The 21,557-nt window shown below is 66.4% G+C and carries 15 protein-coding genes and 3 pseudogenes; 15 read left to right on the top strand and 3 right to left on the bottom strand.

The features are described 5' to 3' along the window. The first annotated feature begins 14 nt into the window (after positions 1-14). The 7 genes and pseudogenes from ACJ7Z0_RS08875 to ACJ7Z0_RS08845 all read left to right on the top strand — a co-directional run bounded on the left by ACJ7Z0_RS08875 (position 15) and on the right by ACJ7Z0_RS08845 (position 6,229). The gene (locus tag ACJ7Z0_RS08875; RefSeq protein WP_434789541.1) at positions 15-1,043 is read left to right on the top strand and encodes an ABC transporter substrate-binding protein; all 1,029 of its coding nucleotides are present in this window, start codon (positions 15-17) and stop codon (positions 1,041-1,043) included. A gap of 14 nt (positions 1,044-1,057) precedes the next feature. Then, positions 1,058-2,317 (top strand): ABC transporter permease, encoded by a 1,260-nt coding sequence (locus tag ACJ7Z0_RS08870; RefSeq protein WP_431129143.1) that lies wholly within the window; start codon positions 1,058-1,060, stop codon positions 2,315-2,317. A gap of 22 nt (positions 2,318-2,339) precedes the next feature. Continuing rightward, positions 2,340-3,158 carry an ABC transporter permease gene (locus ACJ7Z0_RS08865; RefSeq protein WP_434789540.1) on the top strand — a complete coding sequence of 273 codons (819 nt, stop codon included), beginning with the start codon at positions 2,340-2,342 and terminating at the stop codon, positions 3,156-3,158. Between the two features lie 14 nt (positions 3,159-3,172). Further along, complete coding sequence (gene speB / locus ACJ7Z0_RS08860; protein WP_434789539.1) at positions 3,173-4,129, top strand: agmatinase; 957 nt, start codon at positions 3,173-3,175, stop codon at positions 4,127-4,129. A gap of 52 nt (positions 4,130-4,181) precedes the next feature. Continuing rightward, the gene (locus tag ACJ7Z0_RS08855) at positions 4,182-5,660 is read left to right on the top strand and encodes an NAD-dependent succinate-semialdehyde dehydrogenase (protein ID WP_434789538.1); all 1,479 of its coding nucleotides are present in this window, start codon (positions 4,182-4,184) and stop codon (positions 5,658-5,660) included. 124 nt (positions 5,661-5,784) lie between these two features. After that, a pseudogene (locus tag ACJ7Z0_RS08850) lies at positions 5,785-6,048 on the top strand (DUF4019 domain-containing protein); the annotation flags it as partial. Then, entirely contained in the window at positions 5,936-6,229 is a 294-nt protein-coding gene (locus ACJ7Z0_RS08845) for a DUF4019 domain-containing protein (RefSeq protein WP_434792636.1), read from the top strand. The pseudogene ACJ7Z0_RS08850 and the gene ACJ7Z0_RS08845, both read left to right, overlap by 113 nt. 71 nt (positions 6,230-6,300) lie before the next feature. On the opposite strand, the gene ACJ7Z0_RS08840 is transcribed toward ACJ7Z0_RS08845, so the two are convergent. From ACJ7Z0_RS08840 to ACJ7Z0_RS08830, 3 genes and pseudogenes are all read right to left on the bottom strand, one after another. Beyond that, positions 6,301-7,017 (bottom strand): response regulator transcription factor, encoded by a 717-nt coding sequence (locus ACJ7Z0_RS08840; protein ID WP_434789537.1) that lies wholly within the window; start codon positions 7,015-7,017, stop codon positions 6,301-6,303. A gap of 29 nt (positions 7,018-7,046) precedes the next feature. Continuing rightward, positions 7,047-7,139 (bottom strand): annotated as a pseudogene (locus tag ACJ7Z0_RS08835) (aquaporin); the annotation flags it as partial. A gap of 260 nt (positions 7,140-7,399) precedes the next feature. Then, positions 7,400-8,416: a LacI family DNA-binding transcriptional regulator gene (locus ACJ7Z0_RS08830; RefSeq protein WP_431129165.1), complete on the bottom strand. Its 1,017-nt coding sequence runs from the start codon at positions 8,414-8,416 to the stop codon at positions 7,400-7,402. A gap of 322 nt (positions 8,417-8,738) precedes the next feature. Between ACJ7Z0_RS08830 and ACJ7Z0_RS08825 the strand changes: the two genes are divergently transcribed. From ACJ7Z0_RS08825 to ACJ7Z0_RS08790, 8 genes and pseudogenes are all read left to right on the top strand, one after another. Next, complete coding sequence (locus tag ACJ7Z0_RS08825) at positions 8,739-9,830, top strand: alpha/beta fold hydrolase (protein WP_434792635.1); 1,092 nt, start codon at positions 8,739-8,741, stop codon at positions 9,828-9,830. 49 nt (positions 9,831-9,879) lie between these two features. Continuing rightward, on the top strand, positions 9,880-10,659 hold the full coding sequence (locus ACJ7Z0_RS08820; protein WP_434789536.1) for a response regulator transcription factor: 780 nt from the start codon (positions 9,880-9,882) through the stop codon (positions 10,657-10,659). 264 nt (positions 10,660-10,923) lie between these two features. Then, positions 10,924-11,691 carry a winged helix-turn-helix domain-containing protein gene (locus ACJ7Z0_RS08815; RefSeq protein ID WP_434789535.1) on the top strand — a complete coding sequence of 256 codons (768 nt, stop codon included), beginning with the start codon at positions 10,924-10,926 and terminating at the stop codon, positions 11,689-11,691. A gap of 431 nt (positions 11,692-12,122) precedes the next feature. Beyond that, the gene (locus ACJ7Z0_RS08810) at positions 12,123-12,278 is read left to right on the top strand and encodes a hypothetical protein (RefSeq protein WP_434789534.1); all 156 of its coding nucleotides are present in this window, start codon (positions 12,123-12,125) and stop codon (positions 12,276-12,278) included. A gap of 16 nt (positions 12,279-12,294) precedes the next feature. Further along, positions 12,295-13,299 (top strand): annotated as a pseudogene (locus ACJ7Z0_RS08805) (ESPR-type extended signal peptide-containing protein); the annotation flags it as partial. A gap of 150 nt (positions 13,300-13,449) precedes the next feature. Further along, complete coding sequence (locus tag ACJ7Z0_RS08800) at positions 13,450-19,749, top strand: hypothetical protein (protein WP_434792634.1); 6,300 nt, start codon at positions 13,450-13,452, stop codon at positions 19,747-19,749. Between the two features lie 17 nt (positions 19,750-19,766). Continuing rightward, a complete protein-coding gene (locus ACJ7Z0_RS08795) occupies positions 19,767-20,669 on the top strand; it encodes an OmpA family protein (protein WP_434789533.1) in 903 nt (300 codons plus the stop codon). A gap of 137 nt (positions 20,670-20,806) precedes the next feature. Further along, positions 20,807-21,556 (top strand): response regulator transcription factor, encoded by a 750-nt coding sequence (locus ACJ7Z0_RS08790; RefSeq protein WP_431129185.1) that lies wholly within the window; start codon positions 20,807-20,809, stop codon positions 21,554-21,556. The last annotated feature ends 1 nt before the right edge of the window (position 21,557 follow it).

Here is a 21,557-nt window from a genome sequence, read left to right as displayed (position 1 = left end):
GGAAGATACCCGCCATGAAAAAGACTCTCCTTGCCTGCACCGTTGCGGCCAGCTTCGCACTGCCTGCCTTCGCGCAGCAGCAGCTCACCGTGGTCAACTTCGGTGGCGCCAACGCCAACGCGCAGAAGAAGGCCTACTACGAGCCCTACGAGAAGACCGGCACCAAGATCATTCCGGTCGAATACAACGGTGAGCAGGCCAAGATCAAGGCCATGGTCGAGACCAAGAAGGTCACCTGGGACGTGGTCGAGGTCGAATCGCCGGACGCCGCGCGCGGCTGCGACGAAGGCCTGTTCGAGAAGCTCGACTATTCGAAGATCGGCAACAAGGCCGACTTCCTGCCGGCCGCGGTCACCGATTGCGGCGTGGGCCTGTTCGTGTGGTCGACCGTCATGGCCTACAACGGCGAAAAGCTCAAGACCGCGCCCACCAGCTGGGCCGACTTCTGGGACGTGAAGAAGATCCCGGGCAAGCGCGGCATGCGCAAGGGCGCGCGCTACAACCTCGAGTTCGCGCTCATGGCCGATGGCGTGAAGCCGGCCGATGTCTACAAGGTGCTTGCCACCAAGGAAGGCGCCGACCGCGCGTTCAAGAAGCTCACCGAACTCAAGCCCAACATCCAGTGGTGGGAAGCAGGCGCACAGCCGCCGCAGTTCCTCGTGGCCGGCGACGTGGTGCTGACCACCGTGTACAACGGCCGCATCGACGCGGCCAACCGCGAAGGCCGCGACCTCAAGATCTACTGGCCGGGCGGCATCTACGACCTCGACTACCTGGTGATCCCGAAGGGCGCACCGAACAAGGAGGCTTCGCTGAAGTACATCCAGTTCGCGATGCAGCCGGCCAACCAGACGGTCTACGCCCAGAACATCGCCTACGGCCCCACCAACACCAAGGCCCTGGCTGCGCTCAGCCCCAAGGTGCTGGCCGACCTGCCGACCTCGGCGGCCAATGCCAAGGATGCGCTGCAGTTCAACGTCGGTTTCTGGGCTGACCAGGGCGAGGCGCTCGAGAAGCGCTTCGCATCCTGGGCCACGCAGTAAGCAGGCAAGAGGCCATGCAAGCGGCAATGTCTGTCCCCCCCGTCTTGGCAGAAGCGGCGCCGCCCGGCGAGCTCCGGCGTGCACTGGCGCGCGCCGAGTCGCGCCGCAAGTGGCGCGCCTTTGCGCTCACGGTGCCGCTGCTGGTCTTCCTGCTGCTGACGCTGCTGGTGCCCATCGTGGCCCTGTTGCAGCGCGCGGTCGAGAATCCCGAGGTGGCCAACGCGCTGCCGCGCACCGTGCGTGCGCTCGATGGCTGGGACCGCAAGGAGGCGCCCGCGCCCGCGGCCTATGCCGCCATCGCGGCCGACCTTGGCCAACTGCCCGACAGCTCCGATGCGGGCGCCCTGGCGCGCCGCCTCAACACTGAGATCGCGGGCGCCCGCTCGCTTGTGATGGGCGCCTTCAGGGCGCTGCCGATTGCTGGCACGCCGGAAGAAATCAAGACGCGCATGCTGGAGCTCGATCCGCGCTGGGGCGAGGCGCCGTTCTGGCAGGCCATCGCCAAGAACGGTTCGCGCTGGACGCCCGACTACCTGCTCGCCTCGGTCGACCTGCGGCGCGACGTCGCGGGCGAGGTGGAGCGCATGCCCGCCGACCAGCGCGCCTTTGCCGGCATCCTGCTGCGCACCTTCAACATCAGCGCCGTGGTCACCTTCTTCTGCCTGCTGCTGGCCTATCCGCTGGCCTGGTGGCTGTCGACGCTGCCGGCGCGCAAGGCCAACGTGCTGATGATCCTGGTGCTCGTGCCGTTCTGGACTTCCATCCTGGTGCGCGTGGCGGCGTGGATCGTGTTGCTGCAGTCCGAAGGCCTGGTCAACCGCGGCCTCATGGGCATCGGCCTCATCGATCATCCGCTGGCGCTGCTGTTCAACCGCACCGGCGTGATCATCGCCATGGTGCACATCCTGCTGCCCTTCATGATCCTGCCGCTCTACAGCGTCATGAAGAGCGTGCCGCCCACCTACCTGCGCGCCGCAGTCTCGCTGGGCAGCTCGCCGCTGGCGGCCTTCTTCCGGGTGTACGTGCCGCAGACCTATCCCGGCATCGGCGCCGGTGCGCTGCTGGTGTTCATCCTGGCCATCGGCTATTACGTGACGCCCGCGCTGCTCGGCGGCGCGGACGACCAGATGCTGAGCTACTACATCGCGCGCTACACCAACGTGGAAATCAACTGGGGCATGGCCTGTGCGCTGGGCGCCGTGCTGCTCGTCGCCACGCTGGTGCTGTATGCCGTGTACCGCCGCATCGGCAAGGCCGAGCTGAGCCTCGGCTGAACGGCAAGGAAGAAAGAAAAGCATGCTGAAGCTTCCCCAATTCCCTGCCTATGCCACCTTTGCCGACAAGCTCGGCTGGTGGCTGGTGCGCGCCGGCTGTGTCGCGGTGCTGGCCTTCTTGCTGGCACCCATCCTGGTGGTGATTCCGCTGTCGTTTTCCGACAGTTCCTTTTTGGCCTACCCGATCCCGGGCTGGTCGCTCAAGTGGTATCGCCACCTGTTCGAATCGCCCGAGTGGGCACGCGCGGCGCGCAACAGCTTCATAGTCGCGCCGGCCGCCACGGTGCTGGCCACCGTGCTGGGCACGCTGGCCGCGGTGGGCCTGTCGCGCACGAACTTCGCGTTCAAGGGCTTGCTCATGAGCGTGCTGATTTCGCCGATGGTGGTGCCCATCGTGGTGGTGGGTGTTGCCACGTACCTCTACTTCGCGCCCGTCGGGCTGGCCGACACCTACTTCGGCCTGATCGTGGTGCATGCGGCACTGGGCGCACCTTTTGTGCTGACCACGGTGCTCGCCACCCTGGCCGGCTTCAACCACAACCTGGTGCGCGCGTCGCTGAGCCTGGGCGAGACACCGTTCAGGACCTTCATGCGCATCACGCTGCCGGTCATTGCGCCGGGCGTGATCTCGGGTGCGCTGTTTGCCTTTGCCACGTCGTTCGACGAAGTGGTGGTCACGCTGTTCCTCGCAGGGCCCGACCAGGTGACCTTGCCGCGCCAGATGTTCACCGGCATTCGCGAGAACATCTCTCCCACCATCGCCGCGGTGGCGACCCTGCTCATCATCTTCACCACCACGCTGCTGCTCGTGCTCGAATGGCTGCGCGGCCGTCGGCGCTGAACCACCAGCACGCCATGCCCGCCACCAGACCCAACCAGCCGCTCGGCGGCAACGCGATGCCGCGCTTCGCCGGCCCCGGCACGATGATGCGGCTGCCCGTTGCAACGTCCGCAGAGGGGCTGGATGCGGCATTCATCGGCGTGCCGCTGGACATCGGCACCTCCAACCGCCCGGGCGCGCGTTTCGGGCCGCGCCAGATACGCGCCGAATCGGCATTGCTCAGGCCCTACAACATGGCGACCGGCGCGGCGCCGTTCGATCGGCTCAACGTGGCCGACCTGGGCGACGTGCCCATCAACACCTATTCGCTCGAAAAGTCGGTCGACATCATCTCGGCCTTCTACGACACCGTGCTGGCCGCCGGCTGTGCACCGCTCACACTGGGCGGCGACCACACCATTGCGCTGCCCATCCTGCGCGCTCTGGCGCGCCGGCATGGGCCGGTCGCGCTGGTGCATGTCGACGCGCATGCGGACGTGAACGACGACATGTTCGGCGAGCGCATCGCTCATGGCACGCCATTCCGCCGCGCCGTTGAAGAGGGCCTGCTGGCCTGCGACAAGGTCTGGCAGATCGGCCTGCGCGGCACCGGCTATGCGGCCGATGATTTCGACTGGCCGCGCGAACAGGGCTTCACCGTGGTGCAGGCCCACGAGGTCTGGTACCAGTCGCTGGCCCCGCTGATGGCAGAGGTGCGCGAGCGCATCGGCCCGACACATCCGGTCTACATCAGCTTCGACATCGACGGCATTGACCCCTCGTTCGCCGGTGGCACGGGCACGCCCGAGATCGGCGGCCTCACCGTGCCACAGGCACTGGAGATCGTGCGCGGCTGCCGCGGCCTGAACGTGGTGGGCGCCGACCTGGTGGAAGTCAGCCCACCCTACGACCCCAGCGGAAACACCGCGCTGCTCGGCGCCAATCTTCTCTACGAGATGCTTTGCGTGCTGCCCGGCGTGCCCTACCGCTGATGCATGCGGCTGGCTGTCGGCCAGCCTGATTTTCCCGAGACAACAGAACGCCATGACCATGAAGACATCCCCCCTCGCATTGCTGAACGACCCGACCCTGCTCAAGACCGATGCGCTGATCGCCGGCGAATGGGTCAAGGGCGCGAGCCGATTCGATGTGAACGACCCGGCCACGGGTCAGAAGCTGGCCGACGTCGCCAACCTCGTGCGCGCGGACGCGGCCCTGGCGATTGCTGCCGCCAACAAGGCGCTCGCGGCCTGGCGCGGCAAGACCGGCAAGGAGCGCAGCATCGTCTTGCGCAAGTGGTTCGACCTGCTGATCGCCAACACCGAAGACCTGGGCCGCCTGATGACCGCGGAGCAAGGCAAGCCCTTTGCCGAGGCCAAGGGCGAGGTGGCCTACGGCGCAAGCTTCATCGAATGGTTTGCCGAAGAAGCCAAGCGCGTGAACGGCGAGGTGCTGCCGCAGTTCGACAACAACCGGCGCCTGCTGGTGATGAAGCAGGCCATCGGCGTGTGCGCCGCCATCACGCCGTGGAATTTTCCGCTGGCCATGATCACGCGCAAGGTTGCGCCGGCATTGGCTGCGGGCTGCACGGTCGTCATCAAGCCGGCAGAGCTCACGCCGCTCACCGCACTGGCCGCGGCCGAGCTGGCGGTGCGCGCGGGCATTCCGCCCGGCGTGCTCAACGTGCTCACGGCCGACAGCCAGAACAGCATCGCGATCGGCAAGGAGCTGTGCGAGAGCGACGTCGTGCGCCACCTGAGCTTCACCGGCTCCACCGAAGTCGGCCGCATCTTGATGAGCCAGTGCGCGCCAACGGTCAAGAAGCTGTCGCTCGAGCTCGGCGGCAACGCGCCCTTCCTGGTGTTCGACGATGCTGACGTGGATTCGGCCGTCGAAGGCGCCATGGCCAGCAAATACCGCAACGCGGGCCAGACCTGCGTGTGCGCGAACCGGCTGTACGTGCAAGACGGCATCTACGACAGCTTCGTCGAAAAATTCGCGGCCAAGGTCAAGGCGCTCAAGGTCGGCAACGGTTTCGATGAAGGCGTGATGCAAGGCCCGCTGATCGAGGATGCGGCCATCGACAAGGTGCAGCGGCACGTCGACGATGCCGTCGCCAAGGGCGGCAAGGTGCTGGCGGGCGGACGCAAGATCGGCGGCCAGTTCTTCGAACCCACCGTGATCGCCGAGGCCACGCCCGACATGCTCTGCGCGCGCGAGGAAACCTTCGGCCCCTTTGCACCCGTGTTCCGCTTCAAGACCGAGCAGGACGCCATCGATGCGGCCAACAACACCGAGTTTGGGCTGGCCAGCTACTTCTACACCCGCGACGTGGGCCGCATCTTTCGCGTGGCCGAGGCGCTGGAGTACGGCATGGTCGGCATCAATGCCGGCGTGATCGCCACCGAGCACGTGCCCTTCGGCGGCGTCAAGCAGTCGGGCCTGGGCCGCGAGGGCTCGCACCACGGCATGGACGACTACGTCGAGATCAAGTACCTCTGCCTGGGCGACATCCAGAAATAACGGCGCCGCAAGTGCGCATTAGTCCGCGCTTGTTGGCCCGATTGCCTTTGAATCTGACAAATTCTCGCAAAACTCTCTCGCGCAAGGGGAGGGGACGGCAGTATTCGCTGCAAAGGAGCCCCTCATGAAAATCCGACCGATTGCCGCCTGCCTATTGACGCTTGCCACCTGTTGCACTGCGGCTTCCGCTCAAGACGTGGACCCCGGGGCGCTGGTGAAAGCCGCGCAAGCCACTGTCCAGCAAATCGACGAGGGGCGTGCCGCGGCCGTGTGGGATGGCATGTCCGCCGCGGTCAAGCAGCGCGTCTCGCGCAAGGACTTTGCAGAGGCCATCGCGCGCTCGCGCCAATCCCTGGGTACCCCGGGTGTTCGCTACTGGGTCACCGTCTCGCGCCAGCAGGCAGCAGGCAGCAGGCACGGCGTCCATTCCGGCAGGGATGTACAGCAGCGTCGAGTTCGAGTCGTTGGTGGGGGGAAGCAAGACCGTGCGCGAGCTGGTGTCGTTCCGCTTCGATGAGGACAACACCTGGCGTGCGAGCGGCTACACCGTGCGCAACGACGCCCGCTAGAGGTCTGCGCGGTTTCGACTCCCTCCCCCGCTTGCGGGAGAGGGCTGGGGTGAGGGTGCGGCCACCATCCTTCAGGCAAGGCTGCTCGCATCCGCCTCGACGGCCTCGAAACAATAGCCTTGGCCGTAGACGGCAGCGAGCCGGTAGCCGCTCTCCGGCCGCAGCCGGAGCGCCGTGCGCACGCGCGAGACGTGCGTGTCCAAAGAGCGCGACACCTGATCGGACCCCATCGGGCTGCTGATGCCCCAGATCGACTCCAGCAGATACCGCCGCGAGAGCACGCGCCCCATGTTGCGGAACAGCAGGAGCGCAAGGTTGTATTGCTTCTGCGTCAGCACCACCGGCGTACCGTCCACCTCCAGGCGCTGGCGCGCCGGAACGAAGTGGTAGCGGCCCCAGGTCTGGTCATCGGTCGGCTGTTGCGCGTAGGCGCGCCGCATCAGCGCCCGCACTCGCGCGGCGAGTTCACCCACCCGGATCGGGCTCACGATGATGTCGTCCGCGCCGGCGGCCAGCCCCTCCACGATGTCCTCTTCCTCATACCGCTGGGTCATCAGGAGTATCGGCACGCGGTCTTTCAGCGTGGTGCGGGCCCACCGCGCAAACTCCGGTCCCGTGGTGTCCGCCAATTGCCAGTCCAGCACCAGCAGATCGAAGGTTTCTCGCTGCAGCTCGCGCTGCAGTGCGCTGCCCCTGGTGAAAGCCTGGCAGTCATGCCCAAGGGATCGAAGAATGCTGGTGATGAGGGCAAGCTCCTCGCCATCGGCGTCCAGTACGGCAATTCGCATCACCTGCCCCTCGGGGATCCGACCGCTGTGGCTGCGAGCACCGCGCTGCCGCAGCCTCCCAGCGTCAGCCAGAACGTGCCCGCGAACTCGGCGCACCAGGCTTTCAACACATTGTTTTTCATCAAGGACCTCCGATCAGAATGGGTCGTCGAGCGGACCAGTGGGCACCCCACTGCGCGCTGAACCGTGATCCTGCTTGGAAGTCTTCGATGACGAGAGAATCTGGCGAGAGTTCGTCAGAATTGAGTGCAAAGGACATGGCCGGAGTGGCATTACTTCACACTGCAGCCGGGTAATTTGCCGCCGGCGCACCCGGTTGGAGGCCGATTCGAGCTATTCAGCCCCCGAGCCAGCGCGCCCTCTTGCGGGCAGGCCCTTCAAGTCACGTCGTCTGCCCGGCGATGAACTCGTAACCCACGTCCTGCCTGAGCGGCGGCGTCTTGCCGGCAAGTCTTGCGAGGATCTGTTCGGCGGCCAGTTCGCCGATGTGATGGCGCGGTGACTTGACTGTCGTCAGCCGCAGCGGCAGGGCTTCGCCGATTTCCAGTCCGTTGAATCCTGCCAGCGCCAGCCGGCCGGGAACATCGATGCCCGTGGCCATGCAGTGCATCAGCCCGCCCACGGCCATGTCGTCGTTCGAGAAATAAACGGCATCCAGGTCTGGATGCGACTGGAGCAGTTGCGCAAGGCCCGCGCGGCCCAGCAGCAGCGACGACGACTGGGGCGCCGTGAATTCACCCTGCAGTTGCAGCCCGCGTTCCGCAAGGCCCTGCTCGAAGCCTTCCTTGCGCTTGGCGCCGCGCAAGTCGCGGCTGAGGTCGCCCCCCACATAGCCGATCCGGCGCCGCCCCATGTCGGCAAAGAACCGCCCCGTGTCGCGGCCGGCCTCCCGGTTCGAGAAACCCACCGCCATGTCGATCGACTCGCCGTCGATGTCCATCAGTTCGACCACCGGGCTGCGCACCTCGCGCAGGATCTGCCGCGCGCGCGGCGTGTGTTCGAGGCCCGCCAGGATCCAGCCCGAGGGCCGCCAGGACTGCATGGCCGCAATGACCTCTTCCTCCTTCGCGAGGTCGTAGTCCGAGACGCCGATCACCGCCTGGTAGCCCGCCGCTCCAAGGCGCTCGTTGGCACCCCGCAGAACCTCCGGAAAAACGATGTTGCTCAGCGACGGGACGATCACCGCGATCAGCCGGCTCTTCGCCGTGGCCAGCGCGCCCGCCAGGCGGTTGGGTACGTAGCCCAGCGTGGCAATGGCGGCCTGCACCTTGGCTCGGGTCTGGTCGGAAACGTTGGCATGGTCGTGCAGCACCCGCGAAACAGTCATCCCGCTGACGCCCGCCAGGCGCGCCACTTCCTCCAGCGTGATGGAGGGCGTGGTTTCGGGTTGCTCGTTCATTTGTCGGTTGCTTTCTTGTTCTGTCGCCTGCGGCTGCGCGCAAGCCAAGCATAGCGGCCGGCCCGCGCACGCTACGTAAGCCAAAAGATTTCAATAGATGCAGGGTTTTCCCTAAGTTGTTTGCGCTAACAATAACAGAAGATAGCGACTGTTAGCGCAAACAACTGAATGTTAGCGTAAACAAAACAAATGTAGACCCAGATAACCAGGAGCCCTCATGAACACCTCGTCAGTCTCATTGACAACGCCGGCCGGGGAGGGCGACGTCCTCGCGGCCGAAACCGGCCACAGCTATTCAAAAGTGTTTTGGCGCATCGTCGTCATGAAAAAAGCCATCACCTCCTGGCTGCCCGGGCTCGCGCGTTGCGCCTGCCTCTTGCTGCTCCCATGCCTGCTGGCCCTGGGCGCCAACGCCGCCGATTTTCCCAAGCCCCGCGAGGGCCACTGGGTGGCGCGGGACTTCCGCTTCGAAAGCGGCGAGACGCTGCCCGAGCTGCGCCTGGCCTACACCACCGTGGGCGATCCGGCCGGCGAGCCCGTGCTCATCCTGCACGGCACCACCGGCTCCGCCGCCAGCCTGCTCACGCCTGATTTCGCCGGCGAGCTCTTCGGCCCCGGCCAGCCGCTGGACGCCGCAAAGCACTTCATCATCCTGCCCGACGCAATCGGTACCGGTGCCTCGTCCAAGCCCTCCGATGGGCTGCGCACCGCGTTTCCGCGCTACAACTACAACGACATGGTCGCGGCCCAGTATCGGCTGCTGACCGAGCACCTTGGCATCCGCCACCTGAGGCTGGTGCTGGGCAACTCCATGGGTGGCATGCAGACCTGGATCTGGGCCCAGAAGTACCCCGGCTTCATGGATGCCGCCACCCCCATGGCGTCGCTGCCCACCGAGATGTCCGGTCGCAACTGGATGATGCGGCGCCTCGTCATCGATTCCATCCGCGGCGATCCCGCCTGGAAGAACGGCCAGTACACCGAGCAGCCGCCCAGCCTGCGCTTTGCCTCCGTCTTCTTTGCCATTGGCACCAACGGAGGCGACCAGGGCCTGTTCAAGCTCGCGCCCTCGCGCGAAAAGGCCGATGCCGTGCTCGACCAGCGCCTGAAGGCGCCGTTTCGCGGCGACGCCAACGACCACCTCTACCAGTGGGAAGCCTCGCGCGACTACAACCCCGCGCCCGGCCTCGAGAAGATCGAAGCCGCGCTCCTGGCCATCAACTCGGCCGACGACGAGCGCAACCCGCCGGCCCTTGGCGTGCTGCAGCGCGAGATCCAGCGCGTCAAGAAGGGCAGCGCCCTCTTGATCCCCGCGAGCGCCGACACCGTGGGCCACGGCACCACCGCCCGGGCCAGGTTCTGGAAGCGCGAATTCGAGGCGTGGCTGCAGGCCGTGCCCCGCGCCCCGCGCTGAACAGAACAAAAAAAGCCAACTCCCCCAACCCCTCCAGGCCCACACCATCATGCGCATAGCTGTCCTTGAAGACGAGCCGGCCCAGATGAGCCATCTGGTCGACATGCTCGAGAACCATCTGCTCAACAAGGTCGACGAGCCCGTGTCATGCGTGCCGTTCTACAGCGGCGAAGCCTTGCGGGACGCCCTGCGTACCGAAAGCTTCGATCTGCTGGTGCTCGACTGGAACGTGCCCGACCTCGATGGCCTGCAGCTGCTGGCCTGGCTGCGCAGGCAGAGGGAAAGCACCGTTCCCGTCGTGATGTTGAGCGCGCGCAACTCCGAGCGAGACGCGGTGCGCGCGCTCGATGCCGGCGCCGACGACTACATCATCAAGCCCTTTCGCCCGCTCGAGCTGGCCGCGCGCCTGCGCCGCCTCGTGGCACCCGCGCAGTCCACGGCCAAGGGCGCGCAGGAGCGATTCGGCAGCTGGCTGTTCGATCGCAGCGTCTCGAGCGTGCAGTTTCAGCTGGCGGCCGGCGAGCACGCGCGATGGGTGTCGCTGAGCGACAGCGAGTTTCACATGGCGCTTGCGCTGTTTCGCAACCTTGGCAGGCCCGTCTCACGCGCCCACCTGCTGGAGCGCGTCGGCCGCGAGGGCGAACCAGCGAGCCGCGCGCTCGACAGCCAGATCTACCGGCTGCGCACCAAGCTGCGCCTGAACATCGAGAGCGGGCTTCGGCTCCACACCGTCTATGGCCAGGGCTATCGGCTGGAGTTTTGTGAGTACGGTGCGGCCGAACAGGAACGGGGCAGGGTGCAGGGGGTGTATGGCCAGCAGGCGGCTTGAGAGGCCAGTTTTCACTGATTCGTGGTGTTTCAGCGTTTGCTGAAATGCCCGCTTTGTCTGAAAAGCGTTTGGCCGGCCCCATGCGTGAACAAATTCGCGGAACCGCCCCGCCCGCGGATTCAATTCTCGCGAACTCTCGCAAGACGGCTTCGCCGCGCGGCCTTGGTGGGCAACATATTCAGCACTAAGTCTTACATCGCCGCGTGGCGCCGCAAAAAAAGCGCACACGCGCGGGGCTTGGTGCCAGCCCACAGGAGTCACACCATGTCAGCCAGCAATCAGCAGCCGCAGCAGCAGCAGCCGCTCCATCAACGCGTGGGAGTGCTCGATCCCGTGTTTCGCACCCGGGAGCACATGCGCCGCACCATCCGCGCGTTCGGCCATGCGCCCCTTGTCTTCGAAGACCTGCAGGAACTGCTGTTCATGCCCGCCGCCTCGCTCCGCTGCTCGGCCATGTGCATCGGCCTGCCGCGAAGGCGTGCCGATCTGACCAAGTGGATCAGCGGCGCAAGAAACGCCGTCGGCCCCGGCGTGCCGCTGCTCTTTCTCACGCGTGAGAATCTCTTGAAGCCGCTCCAGTCGCTCGGCTGCGACGAGCGCGACCTGATGGTTGCCGCGCCTTCGTCGTTCTCCGACGTCTACGTTGGCCTCGAAGACTGCATGACGCGGCACGCAATGCCCCCCACCGGCCCCGGCCTCACATGGGGCGACTATCGCTTCATGCCGTCCCTCAAAACCGTCCTGGTCGAGGGAGACGAAATCAGACTCTCCCCGCTCGAATTCGAGCTTGCGCTCGAGTTCTTTCACAACATCGACCAGGTGCTGACGCGCCAGTGGCTGACTGGCATGGCCTCGGGCCTCGCGCCCAGCGCGTCGGGCCGATGGCTCAACGCCTGCATTACGCGGCTGCGCGAAAAGCTCCACCTTGGCGGCGCTCGCGGCTGCGAATGGCGGCTTATTCACATTCGCGGACAAGGCTACAAGCTCAGCCGAAGCGGCCCTGTGGTCGCCAAAAAAGGCCGCAGGTACTGAAGACCTCGCAGGTACTTCAAAGCGGCACGCAAAACAGCCGCCATCCAAGCTCTCCCCCTCTTGAGCGAACGGCATCGAGCCGCCGCCGTCGCCCCTCGAACGGCAGCGCGCGCCTGCCTTCGGCAGGGCGCCATCCAGAAGGCCCTCGCAGCGCGGCGCAAAGCCTTTCGCAAGCTGTTCTGGTCGGTCAGATTCTTAAGCCGAACAGCCTAAATGTGTGCATTAAGTCCGCCTTTTTGAACACGATTTAGCTCAATTCTGACGGAATCTCGCGCAATTCTCACGGCCCCCTGGCCCCCTCGGCACGATCCATTTCGCACGCACAAGAGCACGCCGGGTCACCAAAGTTCCCGCCGCCGCCGCTGCTGTTTGCTCGTGGGGCCTCAAGCCCTTTCAGCTATCGATCCGCACGGAGAGGAAAGAGGAACCGCATGACAACAAGACACCAGATTCTGATGAGCAGCGCAGGCACCGCCAGGGCCTTTGCGCTGAATGGGCAACTGCAACAGCAACAGCAACAACAACGCCTGGGGGGAGCCTCTTTGGGCTTCACCGGCGCTTCTTCGATCAACGGCACCGCCAACTAACGCAAGGGGGCAGAGAATGAACAAGACATACCGGTCAATGTGGAATGCAGCCTTGGGCGCATTCGTCGCGGCTCCGGAAACGGCGCGCGCATGCGGCAAGAAGGCGGGCGGCAGCGTCGTCCAGGCGGAACCGTCGTCGATGGGCGGCCGCGATCATCAGCAACAGCAGGGCGAGGGCGGGGCGTCCAGAGCGGGCCGGCTGCTTGTCCGCGCGACCTGGGCGGCATTGGCCGTTTCCGCGGCGTTCACAGCGCCGGCGCAGGCCAATACGGAGATAGGTGGCGGCGGCAGCGTCGGTCCCGGCAACGGAACCGTGTCCATCGGGGCAGGAGAATGTGGCGCCTATGCAGGCTACACCTCGGTTTCAATCGGTTGCGGCGCGCAGTCATTCAACGCTGGCGCTGTCGCGATCGGGGCAAGCGCACTGGCTGTATATAGCCAATCCATCGCGATTGGTAACGGTGCTCAATCGTGGGGAGGCGCGGCCTTGTCCATCGGCGCGGGTTCTCAATCTCAAGATTCTGCGACCGCAGTGGGCTATCAAGCCGGCGCTGTCGGCAGCGGCTCCGTCGCAGTCGGGCGGTCGTCGTACGCTTATGGAGGTTCGTCTGTCGCAGTTGGCTACGGTGCCGCTGCAAACACCGCCGGGACAGCGGTCGGCCTGGCGGCCAACGCGGCCGGAAATGCGTCATCAGCCTTCGGCTTCCAGTCGCAGGCACAAGCAGAGGGTACGACGGCGATGGGTTATCTTGCCATTGCCTCTGGGTATCACGCGATTGCGTCCGGGTATTTTTCGACGGCGAGCGGTGCGAATTCTATTGCGTTCGGTGCCGGTGCTTTGGCGCAGGCCGAAAAGGCCGTCGCTTTGGGGAACGGGTCGTATTCAATCGGAGTTGGAAGCACGGCGCTGGGGTACGCATCCCAAGCAACCGGGAACGGTGCCATCGGCATTGGCAATAACGCGCAGGCTTCGGGTACTTCGGGCTCCATCGCGATTGGCGAGAACACCGTTTCCAGCGGTCCCGACGCCGTCGCCATCGGCACCGGTGCCAGCTCCACCGCCGCGGGGGTGAAGGGTGTTGCGCTGGGCAGCGGCTCGGTGGCCAACACAGCGCCCGGCGTGGCGGGCTACGTGCCCGTTGGCGCAAGCGCGGCACATACGGCGCGCATCATGGCTACGAACAGCACCCTGCTGGGCGCGGTCTCGGTGGGCGACGTGGGCAACTACCGCCAGATCGTCAACGTGGCAGCCGGCACGGAGGACAGCGACGCGGTCAACGTGGCCCAGCTGAACGGCGCTGTACAAGCCGCCATCGGCAATCCGGTGCATTACTACAGCGTCAATGACGATGGCGTGCAGCAGGCCAACTTCGACAACACCGGTGCAACCGGCGGCAACGCCATTGCCGTGGGCACCGGCGCGTCAGCCGCTGATGCTCGCGCCATCGCCGTGGGTCAGAATGCGTCGGCGTCGGCTGTGGATGCCATCGCAATGGGTGGCGGCGCGGTGTCCAGCGGTCAAGGTTCGACGGCAATCGGCGCCAATTCAAGCGCATCTGCCTCCCTAGCGTATGCGATTGGAAATGGTGCGATCGCATCGAGTGGCAATGCGTATGCGATTGGGAATGATGCAACGGCTTCTGGCCAGCAGTCGATTGCGGTGGGCGGTCTCTCCATTGCCTCCGGCTTCAATTCCGCCGCCTTTGGGACTTTTGCGGAAGGAACTGCCACCAATTCCACTGCGCTGGGTGTCAGTGCGCGCGCCAGCGGACACAGCGCCGTGGCGGCAGGCGCTTATGCAAATGCCTCCGGTGAACTTGCAGTAGCGGTTGGCATGGCGTCGGCTGTGGGTGAAAGCTCGGTCGCCATCGGTGCATTCGCCAACGCGGCTCAGCTGGGTGACGTCGCCATCGGCCTGGACGCAACCGCCACGGGCGTGGCGGGCACCGGCTCGGCCGTGTCCATCGGCAATGGCAACGTCGCAACCGGCGCGGGCGCGGTCGCCATTGGCGACCCCAACACCTCCACCGGCTCTGGCGCGGTCACCACGGGCCTGGACAACACGGCCACGGGCAACGGCGCCACCGCCATCGGCAACACCAACATGGTGGGCGGCGGTGGGCAGGCGGTCAGCACGCCGGGCACGGCGGCGCAGGGCGCTGTCGGCATCGGCTACCAGAACACGGTCGTGGGCCAGGGAGCCGTCGGCATCGGCGACCGCAACACGGTCACCGGCTCGGGTGCTGTCGCCTTGGGCCGCCAGAACACCGCGACGGGCGTGGGTTCAGTCGCAATCGGCCAGACGGCGAGCGCCACTGGCACTTCTTCGGTGGCGGTCGGCACGCTGGCCAGCGCATCGAGTGTGAATGCGGCAGCGTTTGGCCAGGGAGCAACGGCCAGCGTGAGCGACAGCCTTGCGCTGGGCTCCAATGCATCGGCGAGCGTGAATGCCGGCGACGTGGCGTTGGGCTCGGGCTCGACGACGGCTACGGTGGTGGGTACCCCCAGCGCCGTCATTGCCGGCACCACGTACAACTTCGCGGGCACGACACCGGCTTCGACGGTGTCGGTCGGCTCGCCGGGCTTTGAACGCACCATCACCAATGTGGCAGCGGGCCAGATCAGCGGCACCAGCACCGACGCCATCAACGGCAGCCAGCTGTTCGCGACCAACACGGCGATCGACGCGGTGAACGCGACGGCCAACCTGGGCTGGAACACGACGACGGCGGCCACGGGCACCGGCACGGTGAGCGGCACCAGCGTGGCCACCGTGGCGCCCGGCGCCACGGTGACGACGACGGCGGGCAACAACATTGCCATCACGCAGAGCGGCACGGACCTGACCGTTGCCACCAGCATGACGCCGACCTTCACCAGCGTGACGACCACCGACCTGACGGCCACGGGCACCACCACCATCGGGGGCAGCTTGACGGTGAACCCGGGCACCACGGTGAACATGGGCGGCAACACCATCACCAACGTGGCGGCAGGCGTCAACCCGACCGACGCAGCCAACGTGAGCCAGCTCACCACGCTGGCCAACACGCCGATGACCTTCACGGGCAACACCGGCACGGTGGACCGCAAGCTGGGCGAGACGCTCGCCATCACCGGCCTGGGCACCACGGCCGGCACCTACAGCGGCGCCAACCTGAAGAGCGCCGTGGTGGGCAACGAGGTGCAGCTGCAGATGACCGACACGCCGGTATTCACCAGCGTGACCACGGGCAACAGCCTGCTGGACACCAACGGCCTGACCATCACGGGCGGACCGAGCGTGACCACCACGGGCATCAATGCAGGGGGTCTGCCCATCACCAGCGTGGCACCCGGCGTGGCCGGTACGGACGCGGTGAACGTCAACCAGCTGACCACGGTGAGCAACGTGGCCAACCTGGGCTGGAACGTGACGACGGCGGCCACGGGCACCGGCACGGTGAGCGGCACCACGGTGCAGAACATCGCACCGGGCGCCACGGCCACCTACACGGCAGGCGACAACATCGCCCTCACGCAGAACGGTGCGGAAGTGCAGATCGCGACCTCCGACACGCCCACCTTCACCAGCGTGACCACCACCAACCTGACGGCCACCGGCCCGACGGTGCTCAGCGGCGGCACGACCATCAGCAACAGCCTGACGGTGAGCCCAGGCACCACGGTGAACATGGGCGGCAACACCATCACCAACGTGGCGGCGGGCGTCAACCCGACCGACGTGGCCAACGTGAGCCAGATCACCACGCTGGCCAACACGCCGATGACCTTCACGGGCAACACCGGCACGGTGGACCGCAAGCTGGGCGAGACGCTCGCCATCACCGGCCTGGGCACCACGGCCGGCACCTACAGCGGCGCCAACCTGAAGAGCGCCGTGGTGGGCAACGAGGTGCAGCTGCAGATGACCGACGCGCCGGTGTTCACCAGCGTGACGACCACCAACCTGACGGCCACCGGCCCGACGGTGCTCAGCGGCGGCACCACCATCGGCGGCAGCCTGACGCTGAACCCGGCCACCACGGTCGACATGGGCGGCAATGTCATCACCAACGTGGCACCCGGCGCGGCCGGTACCGACGCGGTGAACCTGAACCAGCTCAACGCGGTGAACGCCACCGCCAACCTGGGCTGGAACGTGACGACGGCGGCCACCGGCACGGGCACGGCCACGGGCACCACGGTGCAGAACATCGCGCCAGGGGGCACGGCCACCTACACGGCAGGCAACAACATCGCCATCACGCAGAACGGTGCGGAAGTGCAGATTGCCACCTCGGCAACGCCGACCTTCACCAGCGTGACCACCACCAACCTGACGGCCACCGGCCCGACCACGCTGACCGGCGGCACCACCATCGGCGGCAGCTTGACGGTGAATCCTGGCACCACGGTGAACATGGGCGGCAACACCATCACCAACGTGGCGGCGGGCGTCAACCCGACCGACGTGGCCAACGTGAGCCAGATCACCACGCTGGCCAACACGCCGATGACCTTCACCGGCAACACCGGCACGGTGGACCGCCTGCTGGGCGAGACCCTGGCCGTCACCGGCCTGGGCACCACGGCCGGCACCTACAGCGGCGCCAACCTGAAGAGCGCCGTGGTGGGCAACGAGGTGCAGCTGCAGATGACCGACACGCCGGTGTTCACGAGCGTGACCACGGGCAACAGCCTGCTGGACACCAACGGCCTGACCATCACGGGCGGGCCGAGCGTGACGACTGCGGGCATCAATGCCAACAACACCGTCATCACCAACGTGGCACCCGGCGTGGCTGGCACGGATGGGGTGAACGTGAACCAGCTCAATGCGGTGAACACCACCGCCAACCTGGGCTGGAACGTGACCACGGCAGCGACGGGTACCGGCACGGTGAGCGGCACCACGGTGCAGAACATTGCGCCGGGCGGCACGGCCACCTACACGGCGGGCAACAACGTCGCCATCACGCAGAACGGGGCGGAAGTGCAGATCGCGACCTCCGACACGCCCACCTTCACCAGCGTGACCACCACCAACCTGACGGCCACCGGCCCGACCACGCTGACCGGCGGCACCACCATCGGCGGCAGCTTGACGGTGAATCCTGGCACCACGGTGAACATGGGCGGCAACACCATCACCAACGTGGCGGCGGGCGTCAACCCGACCGACGTGGCCAACGTGAGCCAGATCACCACGCTGGCCAACACGCCGATGACCTTCACGGGCAACACCGGCACGGTGGACCGCAAGCTGGGCGAGACGCTCGCCATCACCGGCCTGGGCACCACGGCCGGCACCTACAGCGGCGCCAACCTGAAGAGCGCCGTGGTGGGCAACGAGGTGCAGCTGCAGATGACCGACACGCCGGTGTTCACGAGCGTGACCACGGGCAACAGCCTGCTGGACACCAACGGCCTGACCATCACGGGCGGGCCGAGCGTGACGACTGCGGGCCTCAACGCCAACAACACCGTCATCACCAGCGTTGCACCCGGCGTGGCCGGCACCGACGCGGTGAACGTGAACCAGCTGACCACGGTGAGCAACGTGGCCAACATGGGCTGGAACACGACGACGGCGGCCACTGGCACCGGTACGGTGAGCGGCACCAGCGTGGCCAACGTGGCGCCCGGCGCCACAGTGACGACGACGGCGGGCGACAACATTGCCATCACGCAGAACGGCACCAACCTGACCATTGCCACCAACCCGGATCTGGTGGCCACCAGCGTGACCACCGGCAACAGCGTGCTCAACACCAACGGCCTGACCATCACGGGCGGACCGAGCGTGACGACCGCGGGCATCGACGCCGCGGGCACCACCATCAGCAACGTGGCACCCGGCGCCTTGGGCACCGATGCGGTGAACCTGAACCAGCTCAATGCGGTGAGCACCGTGGCCAATGCGGGCTGGAACCTGCAGGCCGATGGCGACACGGCCACCAACGTGGCACCCGGCGGCACGGTGGAGTTCGTGAGCGGGCAGAACATTGCCCTGGTGCACAGCGGCAACACCATCACGGTGGCGACCACGCCGGATCTGGTGGCCGACAGCCTGACGATCAGCGGCGGGCCGACCATCAACAGCACCGGCATCACGATGAACGCCGGCAACACGCTGAACATGGGCGGCAACACCATCACCAACGTGGGCGCAGGTGTCAATCTGACCGATGCGGTGAACCTGAGCCAGTTGAACACGGCTACCTCCACGGCGGCCAACATGTGGATCACCGGTGCGCCGGCCACCTACGTGGCGCCCGTGGCCTCGGCTACCAACGCCACCGCGGTGGGCTCGGGCTCCACGGCCAGCGGCATCAACAGCGTGGCAGTGGGCACCGGTGCCACCGCAACCACGGCCAACAGCGTGGCCCTGGGCAACGACAGCACCACGGGCACCGCGACCGCGGTGACTGGCACGACGATCGGCGGCACCAGCTACACCTTTGCGGGCGCTGCGCCCACGGGCGTGGTGAGCGTGGGCAGCGCGGGTGCCGAGCGCCAGATCACCAACGTGGCGGCCGGGCAGCTGAACGCCACCAGCACCGATGCGGTGAACGGCAGCCAGCTCTACGCCACCAACACCGCCATCTCGAACCTGGGCACAACCGTCAACGCGGCAAGAACCCACTACTACAGCGTGAACGACGGCGGCGTGCAGCAGGCCAACTACAACAACGACGGTGCCACGGGTACGAACTCGCTGGCAAGCGGCGTGGGGGCCAGCGCCTCCGGCCCGGGCGGCGTGGCGGTGGGCCTCAACTCGGTGGCGACCGGGGGCAACAGCGTTGCGATCGGTGCGGCCTCGGTGGTCTCCAGCGTGGGCGGCGTGGCACTGGGCGCCGGCTCCACGGCGGACCGTCCGGGCATGAGCGGACGTCGCGAAGCCTTCTCGAACGTGTCGGTGTCTTCCACGCAGGGCGCGGTGTCGGTCGGCAGCTCGGGCAACGAGCGGCAGATCACCAACGTGGCCGGCGGTATCGAGGCGACCGACGCGGTGAACGTGCGGCAGTTGCAGGCGGTGAAGGACGGCGGCATCAACTACAGCACCAATGCGGACGGCACCACCAACTACAACCAGGTCATTCTGGGCAACGGGCAGGCACCCAACGGAACCGTCATCTCGAACGTGGCGCCTGGGGTCGTGGGCACCGATGCCGTGAACGTGAACCAGCTCAGCGGGGCAATCGGTGGCGTGAACAACCGCATCAACGCCTTGGGCGACCAGGTGAACAAGATAGGCCGCAATGCCTACGCCGGCGTGGCCGCCGCCATGGCCGTGCAGATGCCGGGCCAGTCGTTGCCGGGCAAGACGGTGATGCGCGTGGGCTACGGCGTCTTCAAGGGCGAGAGCGCCGTGGGTATCAGCTTCCGCCGCACCTCCGACAACAACGCCTGGAGCCTGACGGGCGGCGTGGGCATGAGCCGCGCCGGCGCGGCGGCCACGGTGGGTGCCGAGTGGGTCTTCGACTGATTCAAGGAACAACGATCATGGAAAAACAACTGCAACAACGCGCCACGGCGCTGGTGATGACGCTGGTCAGCCTGCCGCCCCTGCTTGCCCTTCTGTGCGTGCTCGTGCTGAGCGGGTGCGCCAGCCCGGGTTATCCCATCGCGCCGCAAGCCCAGGCAAGCGCCGCCAAGGAGATGCCGCCACCGCCAAAGGCCGAGGACTTTCCCAAGCTGGACGCGGCCAAGTGGAAGCAGGGCGCTTTCCCGAGCCTGGAGGCGCTGCGAATGATGCGCACGGGCATGGGCAAGGACCAGGTTCGCGACCTGCTCGGCTCGCCGCATTTCAGCGAGGGCCTGGCGGGTGTCAAGGAGTGGAACTACATCTTCCACTTTCGCACCGGGAAAGGCCCGGAGTTCACCACGTGCCAATACATGGTGCGCTACGACGGCGACAGGCTGACCCAGGGCATGTACTGGAAGGACCCGAACTGCGCAATGCTGCTCGATCCGCCGCAGGTCAAGCCCATTCCCGTGGCTGCGCCCGTGGTGACGCCGCCGCAGAAGGTAACGCTTGGCGCCGATGGCCTGTTCCGCTTTGGCGGCGGCAGCCTGAACGACCTGGCGCCCGAAGGCCGCGCCAAGATCGAGCGGCTGGCCGCCGACATCAAGCGCAACTTCAAGCGCGTGCATTCCATTGCAGTGACGGGCCATACCGACCGCCTGGGCAGCGCGGGCTCGAACGAAGCGCTGTCGCTGGCGCGGGCCAACACCGTGCGTGATCTGCTGGCACAACAGGGCATCGAGCGCAACGCCATCCGCACCGCGGGCATGGGTGCCCGGCAGCCGGTGGCGCAGTGCCCGGGCACCGCGAAGACCCCGGCGCTGGTGAGCTGCCTGCAGCCCAATCGCCGCGTCGACATCGAGGTGGCCGGCGAGCAGTAGGCAGTAGGTACGGAAAGTGCGGGGGCATCCATCGAATGCCACTTAGGCATCGAATGCCGCCCCCGCACTTCCAGCCTTAATGCACAATGTAACTTTAGTAATAAATAATATCTTCTTGGCATCCACGCCGGACCCCCATGCGTATTGCTGTCCTGGAAGACGAGCCCGCCCAGATGAGCCTTCTGGTCGACATGCTCGAGCATCGCTTGCTCATCATCGAGGAGCCGGTGTCGTGCGTGCCTTTCAGCAGTGGCGAAGCCTTGCGGGATGCGCTGCGCACCGAAAGCTTCGACTTGCTGGTGCTGGACTGGAACGTGCCCGACCTGAACGGTGTGGAGCTGCTGGCCTGGCTGCGCAAGCAGCGGGAAAGCACGGTTCCGGTGGTGATGCTGAGTTCGCGCCACTCCGAGCGCGACGTGGCAAGCGCCCTTGGCACGGGCGCCGACGACTACGTGGTGAAGCCCTTTCGCCCGCTGGAGCTGGCCGCGCGCATCCAGCGCCTTTTGAAGTCGAGGCATCTCGCGGCGGCAAGCGCGCTGGAGCGCTTTGGCAGCTGGGTGTTCGACCGTATCTCGTCGACCGTGCGTATTGGCGCGGCGGGTGCGGAGCCGGCGCGCCGCGTGGTGCTGAGCGACAGCGAGTTCCGCATGGCGCTGGCGCTGTTTCGCAACCTTGGCCGGCCGGTGTCGCGCGTGCATCTGCTGGAGTGCGTGGGGCGCGAGGGCGAAACGCCCGGCCGCGCGCTCGACAGCCAGATCTACCGGCTCCGAATCAAGCTGCGCCTGAACGTGGCGCACGGGCTTCAGTTGCACACGGTTTATGGGCACGGCTATCGCCTGGAGGCATCATCGAATGGCAATGAGCACACGGCCGGCGAGCCGGTCTAGG

Source organism: Variovorax palleresanus (assembly GCF_051144945.1).
In the GTDB taxonomy this organism is placed as follows: Bacteria; Pseudomonadota; Gammaproteobacteria; order Burkholderiales; family Burkholderiaceae_C; genus Variovorax; species Variovorax paradoxus_S.
Note: the sequence above shows the minus strand (reverse complement) of the source record. Positions and strands in the feature narration are given on the sequence as shown.

What these genes read in the sequence shown, in the direction of transcription:
- ACJ7Z0_RS08810 (WP_434789534.1), top strand. Translation starts at nt 12,123, where the DNA reads ATGACAACAAGACACCAGATTCTGATGAGCAGCGCAGGCACCGCCAGG.
- ACJ7Z0_RS08825 (WP_434792635.1), top strand. Translation starts at nt 8,739, where the DNA reads ATGAAAAAAGCCATCACCTCCTGGCTGCCCGGGCTCGCGCGTTGCGCC.
- ACJ7Z0_RS08840 (WP_434789537.1), bottom strand. Translation starts at nt 7,017, where the DNA reads ATGCGAATTGCCGTACTGGACGCCGATGGCGAGGAGCTTGCCCTCATC.
- ACJ7Z0_RS08800 (WP_434792634.1), top strand. Translation starts at nt 13,450, where the DNA reads ATGGCTACGAACAGCACCCTGCTGGGCGCGGTCTCGGTGGGCGACGTG.
- ACJ7Z0_RS08875 (WP_434789541.1), top strand. Translation starts at nt 15, where the DNA reads ATGAAAAAGACTCTCCTTGCCTGCACCGTTGCGGCCAGCTTCGCACTG.
- ACJ7Z0_RS08845 (WP_434792636.1), top strand. Translation starts at nt 5,936, where the DNA reads ATGGCATGTCCGCCGCGGTCAAGCAGCGCGTCTCGCGCAAGGACTTTG.
- ACJ7Z0_RS08855 (WP_434789538.1), top strand. Translation starts at nt 4,182, where the DNA reads ATGACCATGAAGACATCCCCCCTCGCATTGCTGAACGACCCGACCCTG.
- ACJ7Z0_RS08815 (WP_434789535.1), top strand. Translation starts at nt 10,924, where the DNA reads ATGTCAGCCAGCAATCAGCAGCCGCAGCAGCAGCAGCCGCTCCATCAA.
- ACJ7Z0_RS08830 (WP_431129165.1), bottom strand. Translation starts at nt 8,416, where the DNA reads ATGAACGAGCAACCCGAAACCACGCCCTCCATCACGCTGGAGGAAGTG.
- ACJ7Z0_RS08865 (WP_434789540.1), top strand. Translation starts at nt 2,340, where the DNA reads ATGCTGAAGCTTCCCCAATTCCCTGCCTATGCCACCTTTGCCGACAAG.
- speB (WP_434789539.1), top strand. Translation starts at nt 3,173, where the DNA reads ATGCCCGCCACCAGACCCAACCAGCCGCTCGGCGGCAACGCGATGCCG.
- ACJ7Z0_RS08870 (WP_431129143.1), top strand. Translation starts at nt 1,058, where the DNA reads ATGCAAGCGGCAATGTCTGTCCCCCCCGTCTTGGCAGAAGCGGCGCCG.
- ACJ7Z0_RS08820 (WP_434789536.1), top strand. Translation starts at nt 9,880, where the DNA reads ATGCGCATAGCTGTCCTTGAAGACGAGCCGGCCCAGATGAGCCATCTG.
- ACJ7Z0_RS08790 (WP_431129185.1), top strand. Translation starts at nt 20,807, where the DNA reads ATGCGTATTGCTGTCCTGGAAGACGAGCCCGCCCAGATGAGCCTTCTG.
- ACJ7Z0_RS08795 (WP_434789533.1), top strand. Translation starts at nt 19,767, where the DNA reads ATGGAAAAACAACTGCAACAACGCGCCACGGCGCTGGTGATGACGCTG.